Source organism: Weizmannia sp. FSL W8-0401 (assembly GCF_038009125.1).
GTDB classification, from domain to species: Bacteria; Bacillota; Bacilli; order Bacillales; family Bacillaceae_C; genus Weizmannia; species Weizmannia coagulans.
In genome coordinates this window covers 1,541,075-1,563,506 of the sequence record NZ_JBBPAG010000001.1, presented here as the reverse complement: position 1 = coordinate 1,563,506, position 22,432 = coordinate 1,541,075, and the positions used below count along the sequence as shown (strand labels likewise).

Annotated in this window: 15 protein-coding genes, 4 pseudogenes and 2 riboswitches; of the genes and pseudogenes, 4 read left to right on the top strand and 15 right to left on the bottom strand. The window is 49.1% G+C overall.

The window, feature by feature from the left end:
• Positions 1–35 precede the first annotated feature (35 nt).
• From NSU00_RS07415 to NSU00_RS07360, 12 genes are all read right to left on the bottom strand, one after another.
• Complete coding sequence (locus NSU00_RS07415; protein WP_326241465.1) at positions 36–1,091, bottom strand: mechanosensitive ion channel family protein; 1,056 nt, start codon at positions 1,089–1,091, stop codon at positions 36–38.
• Positions 1,092–1,151: 60 nt separating this feature from the next.
• Positions 1,152–2,984, bottom strand: coding sequence for a sigma-54-dependent Fis family transcriptional regulator (locus tag NSU00_RS07410; protein ID WP_340703570.1), 1,833 nt, complete (start codon positions 2,982–2,984; stop codon positions 1,152–1,154).
• 138 nt (positions 2,985–3,122) lie between these two features.
• On the bottom strand, positions 3,123–4,502 hold the full coding sequence (lpdA, locus tag NSU00_RS07405) for a dihydrolipoyl dehydrogenase (protein ID WP_340703569.1): 1,380 nt from the start codon (positions 4,500–4,502) through the stop codon (positions 3,123–3,125).
• Between the two features lie 16 nt (positions 4,503–4,518).
• Complete coding sequence (locus NSU00_RS07400) at positions 4,519–5,727, bottom strand: dihydrolipoamide acetyltransferase family protein (RefSeq protein ID WP_029142641.1); 1,209 nt, start codon at positions 5,725–5,727, stop codon at positions 4,519–4,521.
• A 26-nt stretch (positions 5,728–5,753) separates the two neighbouring features.
• Positions 5,754–6,782 (bottom strand): alpha-ketoacid dehydrogenase subunit beta, encoded by a 1,029-nt coding sequence (locus NSU00_RS07395; RefSeq protein WP_029142642.1) that lies wholly within the window; start codon positions 6,780–6,782, stop codon positions 5,754–5,756.
• A 25-nt stretch (positions 6,783–6,807) separates the two neighbouring features.
• Complete coding sequence (locus NSU00_RS07390) at positions 6,808–7,800, bottom strand: thiamine pyrophosphate-dependent dehydrogenase E1 component subunit alpha (RefSeq protein ID WP_013859358.1); 993 nt, start codon at positions 7,798–7,800, stop codon at positions 6,808–6,810.
• A 159-nt stretch (positions 7,801–7,959) separates the two neighbouring features.
• Positions 7,960–8,946 carry a DMT family transporter gene (locus NSU00_RS07385; protein ID WP_013859357.1) on the bottom strand — a complete coding sequence of 329 codons (987 nt, stop codon included), beginning with the start codon at positions 8,944–8,946 and terminating at the stop codon, positions 7,960–7,962.
• A gap of 61 nt (positions 8,947–9,007) precedes the next feature.
• A complete protein-coding gene (locus NSU00_RS07380; RefSeq protein ID WP_258921570.1) occupies positions 9,008–10,387 on the bottom strand; it encodes a dipeptidase in 1,380 nt (459 codons plus the stop codon).
• Between the two features lie 128 nt (positions 10,388–10,515).
• A complete protein-coding gene (locus NSU00_RS07375; protein WP_019721303.1) occupies positions 10,516–11,259 on the bottom strand; it encodes a MerR family transcriptional regulator in 744 nt (247 codons plus the stop codon).
• 50 nt (positions 11,260–11,309) lie between these two features.
• On the bottom strand, positions 11,310–11,828 hold the full coding sequence (locus NSU00_RS07370; RefSeq protein ID WP_340702616.1) for a hypothetical protein: 519 nt from the start codon (positions 11,826–11,828) through the stop codon (positions 11,310–11,312).
• A gap of 197 nt (positions 11,829–12,025) precedes the next feature.
• On the bottom strand, positions 12,026–13,738 hold the full coding sequence (cysI, locus tag NSU00_RS07365; protein WP_340702615.1) for an assimilatory sulfite reductase (NADPH) hemoprotein subunit: 1,713 nt from the start codon (positions 13,736–13,738) through the stop codon (positions 12,026–12,028).
• A 17-nt stretch (positions 13,739–13,755) separates the two neighbouring features.
• A complete protein-coding gene (locus NSU00_RS07360; RefSeq protein WP_340702614.1) occupies positions 13,756–15,612 on the bottom strand; it encodes an assimilatory sulfite reductase (NADPH) flavoprotein subunit in 1,857 nt (618 codons plus the stop codon).
• A 120-nt stretch (positions 15,613–15,732) separates the two neighbouring features.
• Positions 15,733–15,833, bottom strand: a riboswitch (SAM riboswitch).
• A gap of 173 nt (positions 15,834–16,006) precedes the next feature.
• Between NSU00_RS07360 and NSU00_RS07355 the strand changes: the two genes are divergently transcribed.
• From NSU00_RS07355 to NSU00_RS07340, 4 genes and pseudogenes are all read left to right on the top strand, one after another.
• A complete protein-coding gene (locus NSU00_RS07355) occupies positions 16,007–16,702 on the top strand; it encodes a 2-phosphosulfolactate phosphatase (RefSeq protein WP_340702613.1) in 696 nt (231 codons plus the stop codon).
• Positions 16,695–17,207, top strand: a pseudogene (locus NSU00_RS07350) (phosphosulfolactate synthase); the annotation flags it as partial. The gene NSU00_RS07355 and the pseudogene NSU00_RS07350, both read left to right, overlap by 8 nt.
• 9 nt (positions 17,208–17,216) lie before the next feature.
• Positions 17,217–17,795, top strand: a pseudogene (locus tag NSU00_RS07345) (phosphosulfolactate synthase); the annotation flags it as partial.
• 12 nt (positions 17,796–17,807) lie between these two features.
• Positions 17,808–18,205: pseudogene (locus NSU00_RS07340) on the top strand (VOC family protein).
• 322 nt (positions 18,206–18,527) lie between these two features.
• Here NSU00_RS07340 and NSU00_RS07335 read toward each other — a convergent pair.
• The 3 genes and pseudogenes from NSU00_RS07335 to NSU00_RS07325 all read right to left on the bottom strand — a co-directional run bounded on the left by NSU00_RS07335 (position 18,528) and on the right by NSU00_RS07325 (position 22,369).
• A complete protein-coding gene (locus NSU00_RS07335) occupies positions 18,528–19,517 on the bottom strand; it encodes an ABC transporter substrate-binding protein (protein WP_019721297.1) in 990 nt (329 codons plus the stop codon).
• An 11-nt stretch (positions 19,518–19,528) separates the two neighbouring features.
• Positions 19,529–20,293 carry an ABC transporter permease gene (locus NSU00_RS07330; protein ID WP_013859347.1) on the bottom strand — a complete coding sequence of 255 codons (765 nt, stop codon included), beginning with the start codon at positions 20,291–20,293 and terminating at the stop codon, positions 19,529–19,531.
• A 246-nt stretch (positions 20,294–20,539) separates the two neighbouring features.
• A riboswitch (TPP riboswitch) is annotated at positions 20,540–20,651 on the bottom strand.
• A gap of 359 nt (positions 20,652–21,010) precedes the next feature.
• A pseudogene (locus NSU00_RS07325) lies at positions 21,011–22,369 on the bottom strand (IS4 family transposase).
• Positions 22,370–22,432 lie beyond the last annotated feature (63 nt).

Below are 22,432 nucleotides of genomic sequence, written 5' to 3'. Positions count from 1 at the left end.
ATGGCGCAAAAAGTGCCTGCTTTTTTGGGTTGGCCTCAACTGTCCCGCAAAATCACCTGTTCGATCGGTTCTTTTGCAAATTCAATGCCGTTTTCGCGGAACAGCCGGACGATCACATGGCGCATTTCATTTTCAATCCCGTCTTTCTGGCTGCCCGGCAAAAGCGGGATCTCTACAAGAAAATCAAAGCTATGGTTCCGCAGCCGGATCAGCTTTACAGACGCAGTCGTATCCGGCGCCAGACTGTGATCTGCTTCTTTCACTATTTCAAAAGCCTGGTGCAGCAGCTTTTCCACCTTTTTTGTATCCATTCCGGAACTGACGCTGACCTGGATGGAGGCAGAAGGCTTTTCCGTCGTCCGGTTTTTAATGACCTGTTCAATAAAATATTGATTCGGGACAATCAGCGTGCCGCTTTTATCGAGCCGGACCGTCGTGGCACGGAGATTGATTTTTTCCACTCTGCCGGTTTCCTCATTGATTTCAACCGTTTCCCCGACTTCAATCGGACGTTCAAATAAAATGATGATCCCGGATACGAAGTTTGCCGCGATGTTGCGCATGCCGAAGCCGAGCCCGATCCCGATTACGCCTAAAACCGCCCCGAGTGCGGACAGGTCAAGGCCGACCGTTGTAAAGCTGATACAAAGTGCAGCAATCATGACGGTATAATAAATGAGGCGGTTAAATGTATACCCGAGCCCGCGGTCAACGTGGTAATGGTCATAAACGGTTGAAAGCACATATTTTGTCAGAAGCTTCACAAGCCGGTGCGCGAGTGTGACAATCATTAAAGCGACAATCAGCAAAAACGGCGTGACATCAAGCCCGCCTTTGGAATAAAGCGGGTAAAACAACCACCTGTTATTGGAGAAATCAAACAGGAAAATCATCAGCACACCGTATAAACAAGCCCAGTTTGTAATCGAATAAACCGCCGGCACTACCGTTTTTTGCAGCCGGCGGTTCCTTTTGGCTGCAACCGATACCGTCCACTTCAGCAGCTTGCCGGCAACAAGCAGCACTGCCGTACCCAGCGCAAAACGAAAAAGATGAATGTCCGAGAATGCTTTCCATACGGTATCCAACAACATAACCACCCGGTTCCAAGATGATATTTTTTCTATACCCTGAAACCTAGCATTCAATCGTTACAAGCCGTATTTCCGCAGTTTCCTGTAAAATGTGCTGCGCGGAATATCCAGCATTTTCGCCGCTGCCGCCGCATTTCCTTTCGTATGTTTCAAAGCTTCAAGGATCATATCGCGCTCAATCGCTTCCCGCGGGGTCAGCGGCGCGTCCTGTTTTTCCTTGCCGCAAAGCCCGGTCTGCCCGGAAACATATTCGTCCACATACCGTTCCACTTCTTCTTCACCGGCCAGTGCAAGCAGCCGCACATTTTCGATCACATTCATCAGTTCGCGGATATTGCCGGGCCAATGATAATCCTGCATTTTTTTCAAAACCGCCGGCGGGATTTCGAAGTCTTGATTTTTTTTCCTGCCGATATACTGAATCAAAGCAGGCAAGTCTTCTTTTCTTTCGCGCAAGGCAGGAAGGCGGACGGGAAAAACATACAGGCGGTAAAACAAATCTTCACGGAACTTCCCTTCTTTGACGAGCTTCGGCAAATCCTTGTGGGTCGCGGCAATGATCCGGACGTCCACAGCCACTTCTTTTGTGGCACCGACCGGCACAACTTTTCTATCCTGCAGGACGCGGAGCAGCGCCGTTTGCATGGCAGGCGGCAGCTCGGCCACTTCGTCAAGAAATAAGGTTCCGCCATGGGCCTGCTCGAATTTTCCTTTATGGCCGCCCCGTTTTGCGCCGGTAAACGCCCCGTCGGCATAACCGAAAAACTCGCTTTCCATTAATTCTTTCGGCACAGCCCCGCAATTGACGGCAATAAACGGGCCGTTTTTCCGGCTACTGTTTTCATGGATGGCACGTGCGACCAGCTCCTTTCCTGTCCCGGTCTCACCCGTGATAAAACAAGTGGTATCAGAAAGGGAGGCAATCCGGGCTTTGCGCAACGTTTCCTGAAAACTTTTGCTTATGCCGGTGACGCCGCGGAAGACGAACCTTTCTTTTGGAAGAAGGGTTCCAGACAGATTTTTATTTTCAGATAAAAAGAAACAAGTGCCGATTTTTTCCCGGCTGGAAGGCAATGGAATGGATTGGTTTACAATGGTATCCGTTTGGGAGGTCAATTCTTCAATCGTTCTGCCAAAATAATCCGGCAATTTCTTCCGGAGCGGCCGGCTTGCCGCCACGGTTTTTCCTTCTTCATCCGTAATGGCGAGTAACCGGTCCCCGTACTGGTCCGAAAGTTCAACAGCCTTTTGGATGAAACGTTCATGCCGGCTTTTTGCCATGCGTACCATTTCCTGCTCTGCTGTATAAGCGAGCGATGAAACCATGGCGAGCATGAAAGGGTGGGATTCGGTATACGGGCATGTTAAGTCCATGACGCCAACAAGATTCCTTTGGCTGTCGTAAACCGGCGCAGCCGCACAGCTCCACTGGTGGGAGGCAACCGAGAAATGCTCAGGGCCGTTCACCATCACGGCTTCCCCCGTCTCAAGCGCAGTGCCGATCGCATTCGTGCCGACCCGCTCTTCCGTCCAACAAACCCCTTCGACAAAATTAATTTTTTGTGCTTCAAAAATGGTTTTCCGGTTTCCTGATACGGACAGCACATGCCCGCAAGGATCAATCAGGAGCGCCATCATGCCAGCTTCCTGAAACACAGGCTCCATCTTTTTCACATGGCGTTCGGCAATATTCAAAAAATCTTTATGCCGTTCCCGGTGTGCCAATAGTTTTTCAACCGGTAGGATATGCTGCCCTTTCCGCAAATAGGGGTTAACATCCCGTTTTTTACAGCGGTACCACGATTCAGCGATCCGGTTGTTGATTCTCCCAGAATCCAATATCCCTTCCTGGACAAACTTTTTCCACGTATTCCAATAACATACAGCCATCTTTCATCCCTCCGACTCATCATAGAAAATTGCGCATCAGGAAGAAAGTCGTGATGTTCTTTTCTATTATAATCGAATGTGGAAAGCGTTTTCAATATAGAATGAATATGCCCGGCAGTCCCAAACTGCCGGGCATGGTTATACGTGCACCGGATGGCCCTGTGCGTTTAAAACGGCTTCGTGGATGGCTTCTGAGACGGTCGGATGGGCGGCAATCAAGCGTTCAAGCAGATCAGCCGTCATTTCCCCGTTCAGCATCAATACCCCCTGCCCGACCAGTTCGGTTGCATGCGGGCCGCAAATGGACAGGCCGACCACCTCTTCGTATTCCGGTTCGATGATGACTTTCACTTTCCCGGCCTGTTCCCCGCTGATCATCGCCTTTCCGTTTGCCGAAAACGGATATTCGCCGATCCGGACAGCACCGTACACTTCTTTCGCCTGCTTTTCGGTGAGGCCGGTTGCGGCAATTTCCGGAAACGTATAAATGCAGCGGGGAACGGCCTTATAATCCGCACTTGCCTCGATTCCCGATGCATTGAGCGCAGCCACTTTTCCTTCATGGAAAGCGACATGCGCAAGCTGGATGCCGCCAATACAATCCCCGCAGGCATAAATATGGGGGATGTTCGTCTGCATCTTTTCATTGACTTTAATGCCCGATTTTTCATACGCCACCTCGGCATTTTCGAGTCCGATCCCGTTGACAGACGGTTTCCGGCCGATTGCAACCAGCACATGCGCCCCGTAAATCTCGCGCGTGTTCCCTCCCTGCTCAATCAGCGCACATTTCTTGTCACGGTCCAGTTTTTTAACGGCAGCCGATGTATAAATATCCACCCCGTCTTTTTCAAGCTGCTCTTTTAAAATACCCGCGATATCCGCATCTTCCCCCGGCAAAATATGCGCGGCCATCTCTATGATCGATACTTTTGCCCCAAGCCGGCTGTAAATGCTCGCAAACTCACAGCCGATTACCCCACCGCCAATGACCACGAGCGATGGAGGCACGCTGGGAAGAGACATGGCCTGCGTGCTGTCGATGATCCAGTTTCCGTCAAACAGCGCAAACGGGAGGGCTGCCGGTTCAGACCCTGTTGCGATGATGAACTGGTCCGCTTTTATTTCAACCGTGCCGTCCAGCGTTTCTGCAAGGACAACATGGGGTGACTGGAATGCCGCTTTTCCCTGCACGATTTTGATTTTGTTTTTTTTCATTAAGTAATGGATGCCCTGCACAAGCCGGGAAACGATTGCATTTTTCCTTTCAAGCAGGGCGGGCCAGTCAATGGACACCGCTTCCTTGTTCACCCGGATCCCAAATTTGTCCGCTTCCCGGATGTCCCGGTAGCGCCTTGCACTTTCCAAAAGCGTCTTGGTCGGCATGCACCCTTCATTTAAGCATGTGCCGCCTAAGTTTGCCTGTTCAAATAAAATGACATCCGCACCCTGCTGTGCTGCTGTAATGGCAGCGACGTAGCCCGCAGGCCCGCCGCCTAAAATCCCGATGGTTCCCATCCTGATCCCTTCTTTCCTACAAAAGCATCGTAACTGGTTCTTCCAAATATTGCTTGACCGTTTGCAGGAAGGCTGCTGCCGGCGCCCCGTCGAGCACGCGGTGGTCAAACGTCAGGCTGAGCGGCAGCCGGCTCCGTTTTTCAATTTTGTCCCCGATAAAAACAGCTTCATCCGAAACGGCACCGACACCCAATATCCCGGCTTCCGGCGGGTTCAAAATAGGCGTGAAAAATTCGACGCCGCTTGCACCCAGGCTTGAAATGGTGAAAGTGGACCCTTGCATCTCATCTGCCGGAAGTTTCCCGGCTCTTGCTGCCGCTGCTTTTTCTTTGATTTCTTTTGCCAGATCGATCAGCGATTTGCTTTCGGCATGGCGGATGACCGGGACAACAAGCCCTTTTTCAACCGCCGTTGCAATGCCCAAATGGATTTCCAGGTAAGTGACGATGGTGTTATCCATAAACGCACTGTTCATTTCCGGATGGTTTTCGAGAGCAAGGATGGCAGCCCTTGCTGCAAAATCCGTGATCGTCAGTTTGCTGCCGTACCGTTTTGCAATTGTCTCTTTCACTTGCGTTTGCAGCGCCAATAGTTCCGTGACATCCGCTTTCATCGTGATCGTCAGCTGTGCAGCCGATTGCAGGCTTAAATGCATGCGTTCTGCGATCACTTTGCGCATGCCGGATACCGGTATGCGCTGCGGTTCTTCTGCCACCGCCTGGACGGGGATGTCCTGTTTGCGGCTTTCTTTTGCCGACGCAATGGCCTGTTCCACATCTTCTTTTGTAATCCTGCCCCCCGGGCCGGTCCCTATTATATCTTCCGGTTTGATGCCTGATGCTTCCGCCATTTTCCGCGCGACCGGGGAAATTTTCACGCGCGCTTTTCCCGGCTTTTTCGGGGGCGGTGCGGGATGTGCCGCCTGTATTTCTTCTTTTTGGCCTTTTTCTTCCTGCACCGGGGCTGCTGTTGCCGCCACTTCTTCATCCGGATTTCCGATATAGCAAATCACCGTTCCCGGCGGCACTCCCTTTCCTTCCGGCACATTGATTTTTAATACACTGCCGTCCGCAGGGGACTCGATTTCCATTTCTATTTTTTCTGAACTGATGCTGGCGATCGGGTCGCCTTTTTTAACGGCTTCTCCTTCTGTTTTATTCCACTGTGAAACGGTTCCTTCTTTCATTGCCATCCCAAGTTTGGGCATAATGACTTCAACCGGCATGCCAACCACTCCTTTCTATCTGTCTGTTATTGCCCGACCGGTTCTCCCAAGAGCTCTGATACCGCCTGCACAATTTTCCCGGCGGACGGCAAATACAAATCTTCAAGCGGCGGCGAGAACGGAACCGGCGTGTGCGGTGCCGTGATCCGTTTGATCGGGGCATCCAGATCATCAAATCCTTTATCGGCAACAAGCGCCGCAATATCGGTTGCCACATTGCACCGCGGGTTCGCTTCATCGACGACAACGAGCCGGTTTGTTTTTGCGACCGACTGGAGAATCGCCCCTTCATCGAGCGGCGATAAACTGCGCGGATCAATCACTTCCGCTTCAATGCCATCTTTGGCAAGCCGGTCTGCCGCTTCAAGTGCGGTCTGTACCTGTTTGCCGACCGCAACAATGGTGATGTCGCTTCCTTCACGTTTCGTGTCCGCCTTGCCGAGCGGAATCGTATAGTAATCTTCGGGCACTTCCCCTTTTATGTTGTAAAGCGTTTTATCTTCAAAAAAGATAACCGGGTCATTGTCTTCGATCGCAGCCAAAAGCAGCCCTTTCGCATCATATGGCGTTGACGGCACGGCGACTTTTAATCCCGGAATCGATGTAAACAGCGCATATAGGCTTTGCGAGTGCTGGGCCGCCGCCCGGAAACCGGCGCCGTGCATCGTCCGGACCGTCACCGGCACTTGCGCCTTTCCGCCAAACATGTACCGGAATTTCGCGCCCTGGTTAAGCACTTCGTCCAGACAGCTGCCGATAAAATCGTTGAACATGAGCTCTGCAATCGGCCGCAATCCTGTTGAAGCGGCAGCCATCGCAGCCCCCATATAGCCCGCTTCCGTAATCGGCGTATCAAGAATCCGCCCGCGGCCGAATTCCTGGACAAGGCCTTTCGTCACGCCAAGCACGCCGCCCCATGCTTCTTCATCCTGCAGATGGTCGACTTCCGCGCCGCCGGCAACGTCTTCCCCCATCAAAATCACGTTTTCATCTCTTCTCATCGCCAGTTTCATCGCTTCGTTAATGGCCTGCGAAAAAGAAATTTGTCTTCCCATTGGAAAAGCCTCCTTTTTTCATGGATTAGTAGGATACATAAACATCCTTCAAAAGTTCGGTAGGGTCCGGATACGGGCTGTCTTCGCCGAATTTCACGGCTTCTTCGATCTCCTGTTCCACTTTTTGTTCCAGGCTGTTGATGTCTGCTTCGCTGAGCAGGTTTTGTTCAAGCACAAATTTTTTAAATTGGACGATCGCATCTTTTTCATTCAGCTGCTTCGCCTTTTCTGCTTCCGCTTTATAAGTCTGGGCATCCCCTTCAAAATGTCCGTAGTTCCGGTACGTCACGCATTCGATCAGCGACGGGCCTTCCCCGTTGCGGGCGCGTTCCACCGCTTCTTTTGCCGCCTGGTACACCGCAACAATATCTTTCCCGTCGACACGGACACCCGGAATATCGTAAGCAACGGCGCGGTCGGCAATCGTTTTGCAGCTTGATGCATAATGGAATGGCGTCGCTTCCCCGTAGCCGTTATTTTCCGCCACAAAGATGACCGGAAGTTTCCATACGGCTGCCAGATTGATGCCTTCGTGAAACGTACCGTGGTTATTTGCGCCGTCCCCAAAGAAGCAAACGCTTACATTATTTGTCTTTTTATATTTCGCTGTCAATGCCGCGCCGCAAGCCAGCGGGAACCCGCCGCCGACAATCCCGTTTGCGCCGAGCATGCCTTTGTCGAGGTCGGCAATATGCATGGAACCGCCTTTTCCTTTGCACAGGCCTGTCGCTTTCCCGTAAATTTCCGCCATCATCCCTTTTAAATCGCAGCCTTTCGCGATACAGTGGCCGTGGCCGCGGTGTGTGCTTGTGATCATATCCTGGTCATCTAAGTGGGCGCAAACGCCGACCGCAACCGCTTCCTCGCCGGCATACAAGTGGACAAAACCCGGTAAAATGCCGGTCGCAAACACTTCATGCACTTTGTCTTCAAACTTGCGGATTTCAAACATTTTTTGCAACATCCACTGCGCTTTTTCCTTCGTGATCTGCAGTTCGCCCGCTTTTACTGTTTCCATTTATCCATCCTCCTTATCGTCACCTTTCACTTTGTAAATAAGCAAGAAGTGTGCCAACTGAAAACCCCGCTTTCATCCCGTTTCTTCCAGGCGGCACATAAAAAAATGAGACAAACCGGGACAGCTGTCTCATTTTGTCTCATTTTTTCCCATATTTTCTTATCCGCTGATTTCTGACTTTTTCATCCTCCATGCAGCCGGCGCAACCGTTTTTCGTGACATCAGGCTGTGCAGCACCATGCCGGCAGCAACCGTGAGGATGCCGAACCGGGACAACAGCGATGGCGCCGCAACCGGTAAAATGGCCATCTCCCCGAACAGCGCAAACAGCACTTCCAATGACTGGGTCGCTTCCACAAGCGATAATTTTTGCATGTCACCGCGGACAAGATCGGTTGCCCGGAAAAACAATACCGTGGCAATCACCCCGGAAAAGACCGCAACCACGCCTGATTGCACGATTTGGTTTCCGGACGGCGGGCCGGACGCCTTTAAACCGTACAATGACAGGATAAACCAGAACGGCAGGCTGGCAAGCGTCATGCCGAGCACACGCTGGAATGTATCGAGCCGGCCTTCGCACAATTCCATCATTTTCCGGTTGCCCAAAGGATAAGCAAAAGTCGCCACAATGACTGGAAGGACACCCAGTATCATTTCCCGGAAGCTGATCCGGCCGGCCTGCTCAAGCTGCATCATCAAAACGCCGAGCAAAATCACAAGCGACCAGCGCAAGCCGCGGAACGGGATGGGCTCCCGGATTTTTAGCAGGCCCTTTGGCGTCTCCACCGTTTTAAAAAAGAACGGGGCAAGCAGCGAACCGGATAAAATCGTGATCTGCCAGGTGGCGGCCACGAGCCATCCGGGCGCATAAGCTGCCGAAAAACATAACGGCGCATAAAAAAGAACAAAACCGGTAAAGCTCCACAATAACCACCCGGCCGGATGCTTTTTCATTTCCGCCCATAAGGCTTTAAAATTTTTCCTGGCAAGCACGATCACAAGCAAAAACGGAACCATCAAAATGTACCGGAGGGAGGCGCTCCAAATCCAGCTGCCGCCCGACAGTTCCATCGACCGGTTTAAAACAAATGTCACCGCGAAAAAGAAGGCGGCACATACCCCCAATAAGACCGGACGCAACATCTCCCACATCCTTTTTAAAGCGTTTTAAAGAAATCCCGCATGCGGGGCATTCCTCCATATCTTATGAAAGCGGCCATGTTTTGAGCTCGTTCCAATACGTGCAAATGGTCTGGATGCCTTTATCAAAATTTTCAAGATGGAAATGTTCGTTCGGCGCATGGGCATTTTCCGACGAAAGGGCAAATCCCATCAGTACGACCGGAATTTTTAAAATGCGATCAAATTCTGCGACAATCGGGATCGACCCGCCGCCCCTTGTATAAGTAACCGGCACGCCGTACACTTTTTCATACGCTTTTCCGCAAAGCTGGATGGCAGGATGCTTGCGCGGCGTGACATACGGGTAACCTTTGTCAAATTCGGTTACAGAAATGGTTACGCCTTTTGGGGCATGGGCTTCAATATGTTTTTTCACTAACGACAGAATTTCGTACGGATCCTGGTTTGGCACAAGGCGGCAGGTCACTTTCGCAAAGGCTTCAGACGGCAAAACGGTTTTCAGGCCTTCCCCGGTAAAACCGCTTTGTAAGCCGTTGATCTCAAGCGTCGGCCGGACGGATGTTCTTTCTGCGTACGAGTAGCCTTTTTCCCCGAACAATACAGGCACGCCAAGCTGCGCCTGTATTTGGCTTTCATATGCCGCCTGTTTTGCGAACGCTTCTTTTTCTTCCGGCGTGCTTGCTTCCACTTTGTCATAAAAGCCTTCCACCAAAACCCTGCCGTCCTGGCCATGGAAGGATGCCAGCAATTCAACCAGCGCAGTGGCAGCATTTTGCACCCCGCCGCCGTATTCGCCGGAATGAAGATCGCTTGATGCGCCTTTTACATAGATTTCAAGGCCGCATAAGCCGCGCAGCCCGTAGCAGATCGTCGGTTTTCCCAATTCCGGCATGCCGGTATCGGAAACGACGATCAAATCCGCTTTTAAAAGTTCCTGATGCGCTTCTGCAAATGGCGCAAGATTCGGGCTGCCGATTTCCTCTTCCCCTTCAAACAACACTTTGATATTGACAGGCAGTTCCCCTTCCGTTTCCATCAGCGCCTCGATCGCTTTGATATGCATAAACACCTGCCCTTTATCATCGCTCACGCCGCGGGCAAAAATTTTGCCATCGCGGATCTCCGGTTTGAACGGATCGCTTTTCCAGAGGTTCAGCGGGTCAACCGGCTGGACGTCGTAATGCCCGTAAATCAGGACGGTCGGCCTCCCGTCTGCGTGAAGCCAGTCGCCGTATACAACCGGGTTTCCTTTCGTTTCCATCACTGCGGTATGTTCGAGGCCTGTTTTCCCAAGCTCCGCTTTCAGCCATTCCGCTGCTTTTCTCACATCTGTTTGATGTTCGGATAAGGAACTGACACTCGGGATTTGGAGAAAATCAAACAGTTCTTTTAAATGCTGCTCATGGTGTTCCTTTAAATATTGCTGATAGGTTTGTGGCATTCCTATACCTCCTTGTCATGCTTTCTCTTTATTGTAAGACAAGTTTCATTAATTTTCCAATTTATTTTGAAAGGCGGCAAACGAAAAAAAGAAAGCAGGAGCCCCTTTTTTGGCAGCTCCTGCTTTTTTTATTCCTCCGTTTGATTCGCAAATTTCGCCATGGCTGCGGCCATAAACGTTGCAAGCCCTTCGCCAAATTGATCAATGTTTTTTGTAAACCGGCTGTCTTCTATATACATTTGGCCAAGCCCTTTAAAGGCTTCCGGCGTATAATTCCCGAAATGGCGGTTTAAAAAATCAAACCATTTCCGGATCGCTGTCTGCGCTCCTTGTGCGCGCGGGTCCGTATGGCGGATGGCGGCAAGCTCACGGTAAATTTCGTTCATCTCATCAGCCAAAGCCAATTTTTCATCCCCGCCAAGCGTCGCCATTTTCGCTTCCGCTGCATCTACTGCCTGATCCCCCCATTTTTCGCGTGCCTCACGCTCATACGGATTGTTGTCAAAGCGGAAACCGGCAAATTTTTCTTCACTGGACATTTCCATTCCCTCTTTCTCTGATTGGATTGTTTTTTCGATCAAGGCAATCATTTTCGCGAGCCGCTTCTGTTTTTCAATCAGCAAATGGCGCTGGAGCTCGAGCGCCCCGAGCCTGTCAAACGAAGGGCTTTCCATGATTTCCTTGATCTTTTGCAAAGGGAAGCCCAATTCCTTGAAAAATAAGATTTGCTGGAGCGTTTTTAGGTTTTCTTCCGAATAGTGCCGGTAACCGGACGGTGAAACTTCAGCCGGTTTTAGCAGCCCGATGTCGTCATAATGGCGCAATGTCCGGATGCTGACGCCGGCCAGCTCTGCAACTTCTTTAATTCTCATCGTGCAGCCCCCCTTCCTTTTTTACTGTAAGGGGTGACGCAGCGTGAGGGTCAAGACATTTTTTCAAGTTTTTCCTGGAGGGCAAACAGCACTTCGTAAATTTTTACGAAAGCTTCCATGAGCGGCATTTCTTCCTTGAAACCGGGCACATCGTTCAACGGAAAGTTCACATCCCAGATGCCTTCATTGCCATCAAAAACGATTTCCCCTTTCCCGTCTCCTTCGAGCAGTTCAGACAACCCCGTTTGAATCGCCGGCCCGTATTTCTTCTGCACTTTGAGCCCGAGCATGCAATTGTAATGGCCGAAGACATCATCCAGCTCAAGGGCAATCCCGTCGATGCCGATGATGCCAAACCAGTGTGACGCGATGTAAACATATTCTTTCCTATGCTTTTTCAAATAGAGGACAGGTTCATTTAAAAACACCGCCGTTTCCACTGCAAGCGTCTCATCGGTTTCCTTGCTGCACCGTTCAATAGATGCATCGGCAAAACGGGCGGTACCCTCTTTTTCAACAATTTCTTTTTCCCTGACAGCATCTTTGAAAAAATCCTTATAGCGCTCCAAATACGCTATTTCTTGTTTACATAATATTATTATAGTATCCTTTTGGTTTTCGATATATGTTTTTAAATTTTTTCCCAGCATGGCAACCATCCTTTATGAGGTATTCTGCTAAACAGTATGTCCCAATTGGAAGCTTTTGTAAAGAAACAAAAAACTGTGCCCGGAGAATAAAATCCTTCTAGGCACAGTTTGTAAAATTATTTATTCACCGCTGCCGGTTTATGAAAATCACGTCCGTCACGGATCGCTTCTACAATTCCGGCGCGGATGACGAAATCCCCGAAATGTTCGCCTTCCTGCCGTTCTTTTGCATATTGCAAAAGAATCGGGCGCAGTGACGAGAGGATCTCTTCTTCCCCGATATTTTCCTTATAAAGGCAAGCAAGCCTGTCGCCGGTGAAGCTGCCACCCAAATACAAATTGTATTTTCCGGGGCCCTTTCCGATAAAAGCCATTTCCGCAAGCGCCGGCCTTGAACATCCGTTCGGGCAGCCCGACATCCGGATGACGATTTCTTCTTCGCGCAGCCCCGCTTCGTCCAAAATCTCCTCGATTTTTCCGAGCAGTTCCGGCAAGTACCGTTCTGCTTCCGCCATCGCAAGGCCGCAAGTCGGGAATGCGACACAGGACATCGAGTTTCTTCTGAGGGCGGAAGCATGCTTGCCGTCCGTCAGATGGTATTTTTCAACCAGTTCGTCAATCTTTCCTTTCATTTCGTCGGTTACATTGGAAATGATGACATTCTGATTCGGGGTCAGGCGGAACTCGCCCTGATGGATTTTTGCAATTTCGCGCAGCCCGGTCATCAAAGGATAGCCGTCAAAATCTTTGATCCTGCCGCTTTGGACAAATAACGTCAAATGCCATTTGCCATCGCCTTTGATCCAGCCGTAACGGTCGCCGTTATGGTCAAAATGGAACGGGCGGGCCTCCCCGAGATCCCAGCCGAGCCGTTCATTCAGTTCCGCCTTGATCCATTCAAGCCCCCGCGCGTCAATGGTGTACTTGAAACGCGCATTTTTCCGGTTCGCGCGGTTGCCGTAGTCGCGCTGGATCGACACCACTTTTTCCGCCACTTCAATCACCTGGTTCGGCGTGCAAAAACCGATGATCCGGGCAAGCTGCGGATATGTTTTCGGATCGCCATGGGTCATGCCCATCCCGCCGCCAACCGCGACATTAAACCCTTCAAGCTTCCCTTCATTCAAAATGGCGATAAACCCTAAATCCTGTGAAAAAATATCGACATCATTGGAAGGCGGCACAGCAAACCCGATTTTAAACTTCCGCGGCAAATACTTCGGGCCGTACAGCGGTTCGGAATCTTCCTGCTCTTTTGTATCAATGATTTTTTCATCTTCCAGCCAGATTTCATGATACGCGGAAGTCCGCGGCAACAAGTGGTCGCTCGTTTTTTTCGCCCATTCATACACCTCGGCATGCACATCCGACTGGTACGGGTTCGGGTTGCACATCACATTCCGGTTCACATCCCCGCACGCAGCAAGCGTCGTCATGAGCGCATCGTTCATTTCGCGGATGGCCTGCTTTAAATTCCATTTTAAAATGCCATGCATCTGGAATGTCTGCCGGGTCGTCATACGCAGCGTTCCGTTCCCGTATTTTTGCGCCAGTTCATCCATCACAAGCCACTGTTCCGGGGTCGCAACGCCGCCCGGAATGCGGACACGCACCATAAACTGGTAAGCCGGCTCCAGTTTCTTTTTGCGCCGCTCGTTGCGGATATCCCGGTCGTCCTGCTGGTAGCTGCCATGAAATTTCAACAGTTTATTATCGTCCTCGGATATCGCACCGGTCAGCGGATCTTTGAGTCCTTCCGCAATCGTTCCTCTTAAAAATCGGCTTTTTTCTTTTATCGTTTCAAGCGGATCAAGTTTTTTATCAGCCATCTTCCTGCCCCTCTCTGTTAATACACATCACGCTGGTATCGTTTTGCCCGTCGCATTTCCTGTAAATAATCCTCTGCCTCTTCCCTCGCCATATTGCCTTCTGTTTCAAGAATGTGAAGCAGCGTTTCCTGGACGTCGCGGGCCATGTGCTTCTCATCACCGCACACATACACACAGGCGCCTTTTTCAAGCCATGCATAAAAATCTTTGCTTTTTTCAAGCATCCGGTGCTGGACGTATATTTTTTCTGCCTGGTCGCGCGAAAAAGCCACATCCATCCGTTCGAGCACGCCATTTTTCAGCCAGTTTTGCCAGTCAAGCTGATACAGAAAATCCGTCGCAAAATGCTGGTCCCCGTAAAACAGCCATGTTCGGCCGGTGATCCCTTCCGCTTCCCTTTCTTCCAGGAAAGAACGGAACGGCGCCACGCCTGTTCCCGGCCCGATCATGATCACCGGCACATCCGGGTCAGCCGGAAGTTTGAAATTCGGATTGCGGTGGACATAAACCGGCAGCTTGTCTCCCGGTTTTATCCTGCCTGCGACTTGCCCGGAGCAAACTCCTTCGCGCACCCTTCCGTTTGCTGTATAGCAGTCCAGTGCAATGACAAGATGGACTTCATCGGGGTTCGCTTTCCAACTGCTTGCGATCGAATAAAGCCGCGGCGGCATTTTCCGGAGCATTTGTACAAAAGCTTGCACTTCCACTTTTTCCGGCGGATATTCCTCGACAAGATCGATCAGGCCCCGTCCTTCAAGGTATGCCTTTGCCTCCGCTTCATTTTCAAGCAAAGCCGTAAGCCCTTTGTTTCCGAAAAGCACGGCTGCCTGCTGAAGCAGTGGTTTTGTTAATCTCGTAATTTCATAATGTCTGAGCAATGCTTCCCTGGCCGGCAGTACTTCCCCTTTTTTATTGATCGGAACCGGTTCTTTTGGATCCCAGCCGAGCTTTTCGATCAGCCGTTCCACGAGTTCCGGGTCATTTTCCGGGTAAATCCCGATGCTGTCCCCCGGTTCAAATGTAAAACCGGAACCTTCAAGGGATAATTCGATATGGTGCGTTTCTTTATTGGACCCTTCCCAGTTCAAATTGATATTTTCCAGCACTTCCGCCTGGAACGGGTTGGATTTGGAATAATCGGTGTTTGCAGGCCGGGTGGCATCGGCAGCGGTTGAAGGCGGCAAGGCAGATGACTGGAGCACGCCTGTAACCCCTTCAAACCATTCCTGGGCGTCTTCTTCATAATCCACATCGCAATCCACTCGCGGATAGAGCCGTTCCCCGCCCAACTCTTCCAGCCTCTTGTCGATCTCTTTTCCGACCTTGCAAAAAAACTCATATGTCTGGTCCCCAAGCGCCAAAACGGAAAAAGGGACCCCGTCCAGTTTTGGGGCTTTTCTGCTGTGGATCAGCTCATAGAAAGACAATGCGTTGTCGGGCGGGTCCCCTTCCCCTTGTGTGCTTGTAATGATGAGCAGATACCCTGCATTTTTTAAATCTTTCGGCTTGGCCGCATCGAGTGCCGAAAAAGATACGGCAAACTGCATTTCTTTTAATCTGGCGGCGAATGCTTCGGCAAGCGCCTGGGCATTGCCTGTCTCGGAACCAAACAGCAGCGTAACCGTTTTGGTTGCCGTCTGTACCGGCTTTTCAGCAACAGCTGTACTTCCCGGGGGATTCGTTCCTTGTTCGGCAAACGGATAGGTTAAATATCCGCTCAGCCATAATTTTTGCTGATCCGTTAACATTTGCAGCAGTTCATTTAACTTTTCCGCCTGTTCTTTACTAAACGGGCTGTTTTGTACACTTAACGGCAAATCTTCCACCTCGCAATGTTTGCATGCACTTTTCATTTGTTTATTTATGTATGACATCCTAATCCAAATAGACATAGAAGTTTACTTGGATTTTAATCCGCTTCTTTCCATGAGAAGCACCTTCGAAAAAAGCTCTTCTTACAAAGATAAGAAGAGCCGGCGCACAATGGTCAACTTCTCTTATCTTTCAGACGATTGTCTGCAGGAATTGGCACAGTGTTTTTCAACCTGTTGCCGAGGCTTCAAAGGGCCTTTCCCTCCACCTCTCTGGATAAGAAGAACGAATCATTATTTAGAAATCATTGAAAACATTATACAATCAAATGCGGCGGGAGTCAATTCTTTTTTGAACAGACGGGGGCGATAAAAAAAGAAAAGGGTGGCAAGTTCCGCATCAAGCGTCCCTCCAATATACTTTATGTATCTTTTGCACAGAATGAGGGGGGAATGGATGAACATCCACATTTACCAGGGGAATGAGATCACGCCGGAAGACGGGGATGCCAATATTGTGATCGATGTGATCCGCGCGTTTACGGTTGCCCACCATGCCTTTTTGGGCGGCGTAAAAGAGATATGGCTGGCAGACTCAAAAGAAGCGGCTTTTTGTATCAAAGACAAATACCCGCATGTCTTGCTCACGGGCGAAGGGAACGGGCTTCCGATACCGGGATTTGATTTGGGCCATTCACCGGCCGCCATCGCCAAACAGCCGTTAGCCGGCAAAACGCTGGTGCAAACATCCACAAACGGGGTAAAAGCAGCCTTCCGCGCCCTTTGTGCAAAGGAAGTCTATGTTACCGGCTTTTCGAATGCAAAAATGACGGCAAAATGGGTCCTGCGCAAATGGAAAGGCAAAGACAACGCCCGCATCAACATGATCGCTTCCCATCCGACGGGGGAAGATGACCTGGCATGCGCATTATACATGGAAAGCATCCTTACCGGCTCCGGCACGATAAAGCCGGAATCAGTGATCAAGGAGATTGTAAATGCCAGTGTTGCAAAGAAATTTCTTGATCCCGGACAGCCTGCATTTAACCCGGCTGACCTAGAATTTTGCATCAACGAAAGAGACTGCGGGTTTGTTATGAAAATTGATCCAACAGGAGAATTTCCAACGATCGTGAGGGTTGAAGATGAATGACCATGGTTTGACACTGCCTTTACGCAATGAGAAACCGCGGGATTGCGGAATCACCATCTTAATTGACAATGGCATTCCGCTGAACTTTTTTAAAGATACCATGAACAGTGCAGCCCCTTATATTGATTTCGTCAAATTCGGCTGGGGAACATCGGTGGTTTCGCGCCATTTGGAAGAAAAAATAGATCACCTGAGGCAAAACGGCATTGCCTTCTTTTTCGGCGGCACTTTATTTGAAAAGTTTGCCAGCCAGGGAAAGACGGATCGGTACGTTCAATACTGCCGGCGGTTTGCATGCGAATATGTTGAAATCTCAAATGGCACCCTGCCGCTGTCCAATCCGGAAAAGTGCCATTATATTGCGGAATTTTCAAAGGAGTTTAAAGTGTTAAGTGAAGTTGGCTCAAAAGATACTGCCAAATCAATAGCCGACACGCCGGCGTTATGGCTGGAATCGATTAGCCGGGATTTAGAAGCAGGCGCATATAAAGTGATGACAGAGGCAGGGTGCCATTTGGAAGAAAAAATAGATCACCTGAGGCAAAACGGCATTGCCTTCTTTTTCGGCGGCACTTTATTTGAAAAGTTTGCCAGCCAGGGAAAGACGGATCGGTACGTTCAATACTGCCGGCGGTTTGCATGCGAATATGTTGAAATCTCAAATGGCACCCTGCCGCTGTCCAATCCGGAAAAATGCCGCTATATTGCGGAGTTTTCAAAGGAGTTTAAAGTGTTAAGTGAAGTCGGCTCAAAAGATACTGCCAAATCAATAGCCGATACGCCCGCGTTATGGCTGGAATCGATTAGCCGGGATTTAGAAGCAGGCGCATATAAAGTGATGACAGAGGCAAGGGAAAGCGGCACGAGCGGCATTTGCAACGGGGACGGGGAAATACGGGAGGAGATGTTTGCGGCCATCCTGGACTCGGGGATTCCCCGCGATGCTTTCATTTTCGAAGCACCCAACAAGCAGCTCCAGGCTTTTTTTATCCAACAGCTCGGCCCGGATGCCAATCTGGCCAACATCCCTTTTTCGGATGCCCTTGCGCTTGAAACATTAAGGCTCGGTTTGCGATCAGATACTTTTTTATTGGAGGAGATTCCCATGAGAGAAACGGATAAAATTTTTCATTTGGCGATCCCGTGCAAAGATCTTGATGAAACAGCCGATTTCTATCAGAAATTAGGCTGTAAGGTGGCGCGCCGGTATGATGACCGGGTCACTTTCAATTTTTTCGGGGACCAGCTTGTCTGCCATCTGAGCCCTGAAAAAATAGACCCCAACCCGAAAATGTATCCCCGCCATTTCGGCATTACTTTTTTGGATAAAGCAGCATTTGAGGAAACCCTCCAATCTGCAAAGAAAAACCGCTTGGCATTTTTCCAGGAGAAAATGGTCCGGTTTGGGGGCAGGCAAGAGGAACTTGGACATTTTTCCTCCAAGATCCCTCCAACAACTTGCTCGAATTTAAATATTACCACGATGAAAGCATGGTGTATTAACCAGTCCCATTCATTGCTCAAAGCATGCGATGCGGCTTTTTCCGGAAAGAGCCGCATCGCATGCTTTGCCATTTGGGCCAGGCGATAAGCGTTTTTTCCTGGCCCGAGACGTTTGATCGTTATGTTCAGCAGGATGGCAAAGCCCCGGAGGCCCTTTTTAGGCTTAACATGCAAACCGCAGGCATACAGCTGCGGTTTTTTTGCGGCTTCCCGCAGGAACATGCAGCGCTTGAAGCGAATAACATACTCTGCATGTTCCGCCACCCGGTTTTGTGATCCCATGCTGGCGGAAGCCAAAGCGATTTGGCTTCCAGAATGCTCCTTATTTATTTTCTAAATGGACAAAAGCTTTTGCGGCATTGACATGTGTTTTTGTGATCTTTGTCTGGTACAGCCAATCCGAAACGTCTTGCCATTTTTTCAGGCCCTGATCGGCAATCGTTTTATTTTTTTCGCTCATCAGCGGCAGCAAAATGTGCAGGCTCTTCGTTTCCACATTTTTATCCAGCGGTGAAGAGGCATCTTCATGTTTTAACAAAATGGCAAGCGCCTTTTCCGGATGTTTTTTGACATATTGCTGGCCTTTTTCGGCGGCAGCAAGAAATTTTTTAAAAATGTCTGGCTGCTGTTTCAGCTTATTTTCGTTTGCGATGAAAACGAGTTCGGCATAATCCGGAACACCGTATTTTGCCGGATTGAATGCTCTAACGGGTACGCCTTCCTTTTCCAGCAGCAACTGTTCATGATTAACAAAACCGCCGACGATCGCATCAGTTTTACGGGCTGTCAGAGCAGGGATTAAATCATAGCCAACATCCACTGTTTTCACCTTGTCCGGATCGCCCCCGTCTGCTTTGACCATTGTCCGAACGACTGCTTCTTCCAGCGGAATGGAAGAATAGCCGACCGTTTTGCCCGCCAGGTCTTTCGGTGAGCGGATACCACTTGAAGCTGGCACCATCACACGGTTCAGCGTATGGCGGACGACGGTGCCAAAAGATTGGACCGGAATATTCTCATCGCGCGCGATTAACACTTGGGGTTGATAACTTAATGCAATATCAATTCGATTCGCAGCCGCAAGTTTTAACGGGTCATTTGTGTCAGAAGGCATTTTGATGCTGACATCAAGGCCCTGCGCTTTAAAATAGCCTTTTTCCTTGGCTACATAAAGAAAAGAATGAACCGCATTTGGATACCAATCCAGCATGATCGTTACTTTTTGCGCATGTTTCGTTGCTTGCTGCGAATGATTGCTGCAGGCACCTAGCATACACGCCAGTACAGCGACCATTACCCATCGTTTCTTCATTGAACATCCCCCTAAATTTTTGTTCTGTTTTTCAATAAGCTTTTTTCCATCCCATAAATAAGCAAAAATAATCCCATGCCGAGTGCAGCCAAAAGAAAAACGGCCGAAAAAACAGCGCCCGACTGCAAATACCCAGACATTCGCTTGCTAAAAAAGCCAAGCCCCGCAGTTGCGCCAAGCCACTCCCCGATCGCTGCCCCGCTGACACAATATACAACCGATAATTTCAAGCCGGATAAAAATTGGGGAAGGGCCATCGGGACAGAAAGTTTTCGGAAAATATCCCAACGGCTGGCGCCCATTGTCCGAAACAAATTCAGATAGGCGGGATCGACGGTTTTTAATCCGTCAAAAGTGCTGATTACAATCGGAAAGATAGCCGTTAACACAATAATCGCTACCTTGCTCCAAACTGAATAGCCGAACCACATCATAAAAACAGGTGATACGGCGACAAGCGGGATCGTTTGCGAAATAACAAGAAACGGATAAAAGATTTTTTCAGCCGTTTTGGAGACATACATGATGACACCGATCATCACTCCACCCGCAACAGATAAAAGAAAACCGATGCCGACTTCCTCCACTGTCGCAGGCAAATGCACATTTATTAGTTGCCTGTGATTTTCTATGAAAGATGCATAGATTTGGGTAGGGGACGGCAAAATGAAAGACGGGATCACCCCTTTCTGTATGACCCACTGCCAGCCGGCTATCAAGACCAGCATCGTAACGCAAAAAAGTCCGTAATCCCCCAGCCATTTTCGCCACTTCATTTAGGAAACCTCCTTTCATCCGAACTTCCAATATGTACAAGCTGCAAACCGTTCCAAAGCCCGTTCAACCATTTGAATTTTTTCCTGCTATAGCAATCTTCCACCTACTTTTTGTTTTTATTTCTTCCTGCCCGTCGTCATTGACGAGGTTTTTCCGGTTACCGCCCTAAAAGCAGCTATTTTCCCTCCCTTCCAACAGAAAAAAGCCAGGCCTGTAAAAGACCTGACTTTAATAAGCAAGAAAATTTCCCAAAATCCCTACTTTCCTACGCCGGCATGATCCGGATCAGGTCCAAAGGGTTGAAAAACCAAATGTTTTTCTCTCAGCCCGCCAATCCGGGCACCCCTAGTAGTCTGAAATATTCACTTTCTTCCATTATAGGCTTTCTATTTGCCTGTGTAAAGTGGTGCAGGCTTTTTTTAATTCAATTTTCTTTCTTCCCTTTCTGCCCTCCTGCTGTTTGGAATAAAGGAGCCAACATTACAGGCCCCGGTAAAAAGAGATCCTGAACATCGGGAAAAGTTCGCGCTAACTGAAGGATTCCGCTTTCTCTCCGGCTTTCCCGTTTTAAAAATGGGCCTGATCGTTTTTTGTACCATGATACTGGCCTTGCAAATTTCCGATTCCCAGGCCATGATATTAATAACTAAAACTTGAAAGTACGAAAATCGTGCAAACTCCTTGTCGCCACTGCGGTTATCCCGTCTAATTTAGAGCTAAGCTGCTTTAATTAGGTGTTTTTGATAGCTGACAGATAACTTTTTTTAAATTGCTCAAAGTAGTATTTAGTACTTCTTCACAAAGGATATACTCATCCTTAAAAGCTTCTTTAAATAAATCAATCAATTGTTGAATCGCTTCTGCGAAGGTGATGTCAGTAAGTTCATCAACCATGAGATAAAACAACTCACCCAGGGTCCGATCATCTACCTGTTCACGGTGTTGGACTGCAAGGATTGAGTAACCAATTGCGACAAGAGCGGTATGTGCAAAGATACCGTCATAAGACAATCCTTGATATTTTGCCAGGCGGAGGTACTATTTACACATCTTGAAGTATACTTCAATCGACCAGCGCTTTCCGTAAAGCTGAATAACTTCATCTTCAGAGAGCCGGGTGTCCGTTGTCGCCAAGACAAGGTAATCATTTCGTTTATTGCGGTTGCGGATATAAACGAGTTTGACTGGCACCGACGTTTCCCCGTCAACTGCTTCAACAAGAACGGATAACAGATAGCGTGAACGTCCGCGACGTTTCTTCTGGGTGTTAAAGATCGTTTTCACATCCATCAGTCCACCGTTGAACTGGTAATAAACTTTCTTAGAACGTTTCACCATGGCTACTCCATGAAGTCCCATTTCACGCAACTGATGAAACATCTTAGGGCTAGAAAACCAGGAATCAAACAAGACGTAGGAAGCATTCACTCCTTGAGACAAGGCTGATGATAACAATTCCAACACTACATTGGTTGCTTTGCGCTGTGCCTGAATCTTACGCTTTCCTGAAAATGTACGGCCGTCAATGGATTTTGGGCTGCACACTTGATTCTTGCCAGAAAGCAAGGAAAAGTTAACAGGAAGGAATGTATTGCCGTCACTCCAACCGAGTTGAAGAAACCGAAAGCCACGGGTATGTTTGTGTTTCGCATGGTCAAACTGAAACGCCGCAAGTTCAACATACTTTGCGCTGGCTCGCTCATACATGGAATCATCCACAATGAATACATTCCGGCGTGTTGGTTCGGTCAAGGGTTCGATGAACACAATGATACGGCGGCAGAGCAAAACCAAGAACTTTTGCCAATTGATTTTGCCGTTATTCAGCAGATTACGGAAGGTCTTATCTGAGAATCCGAGCTGATCTTGATGCTTCAAATAATCACGGTATGCAGATCTGTTTGAGAAAAGTGTACTGATCAAATAACAGAACAGCGTTCGAAATGGAACACCTTTTGTCTTTACAGCGTTTGAAACCTTCGCAATTTGAGATAAGCGAAAACGCAAAAAAAAAATGCTTCGATTGAAGATAAAACTTCAAGAGACTGATGGTCGTTTTGTGTTATAATTTTCATAACATGAACACTCCTCGATTAATTGTTAGTTAGCACTTCAATTATACCGAGTTTCCAGTGTTC

What these genes read in the sequence shown, in the direction of transcription:
- NSU00_RS07335 (WP_019721297.1), bottom strand. Translation starts at nt 19,517, where the DNA reads ATGAAGAAACGATGGGTAATGGTCGCTGTACTGGCGTGTATGCTAGGT.
- NSU00_RS07380 (WP_258921570.1), bottom strand. Translation starts at nt 10,387, where the DNA reads ATGCCACAAACCTATCAGCAATATTTAAAGGAACACCATGAGCAGCAT.
- NSU00_RS07410 (WP_340703570.1), bottom strand. Translation starts at nt 2,984, where the DNA reads ATGGCTGTATGTTATTGGAATACGTGGAAAAAGTTTGTCCAGGAAGGG.
- lpdA (WP_340703569.1), bottom strand. Translation starts at nt 4,502, where the DNA reads ATGGGAACCATCGGGATTTTAGGCGGCGGGCCTGCGGGCTACGTCGCT.
- NSU00_RS07375 (WP_019721303.1), bottom strand. Translation starts at nt 11,259, where the DNA reads ATGAGAATTAAAGAAGTTGCAGAGCTGGCCGGCGTCAGCATCCGGACA.
- NSU00_RS07385 (WP_013859357.1), bottom strand. Translation starts at nt 8,946, where the DNA reads ATGTTGCGTCCGGTCTTATTGGGGGTATGTGCCGCCTTCTTTTTCGCG.
- NSU00_RS07390 (WP_013859358.1), bottom strand. Translation starts at nt 7,800, where the DNA reads ATGGAAACAGTAAAAGCGGGCGAACTGCAGATCACGAAGGAAAAAGCG.
- NSU00_RS07355 (WP_340702613.1), top strand. Translation starts at nt 16,007, where the DNA reads ATGAACATCCACATTTACCAGGGGAATGAGATCACGCCGGAAGACGGG.
- cysI (WP_340702615.1), bottom strand. Translation starts at nt 13,738, where the DNA reads ATGGCTGATAAAAAACTTGATCCGCTTGAAACGATAAAAGAAAAAAGC.
- NSU00_RS07400 (WP_029142641.1), bottom strand. Translation starts at nt 5,727, where the DNA reads ATGCCGGTTGAAGTCATTATGCCCAAACTTGGGATGGCAATGAAAGAA.
- NSU00_RS07360 (WP_340702614.1), bottom strand. Translation starts at nt 15,612, where the DNA reads ATGTCATACATAAATAAACAAATGAAAAGTGCATGCAAACATTGCGAG.
- NSU00_RS07330 (WP_013859347.1), bottom strand. Translation starts at nt 20,293, where the DNA reads ATGAAGTGGCGAAAATGGCTGGGGGATTACGGACTTTTTTGCGTTACG.
- NSU00_RS07395 (WP_029142642.1), bottom strand. Translation starts at nt 6,782, where the DNA reads ATGGGAAGACAAATTTCTTTTTCGCAGGCCATTAACGAAGCGATGAAA.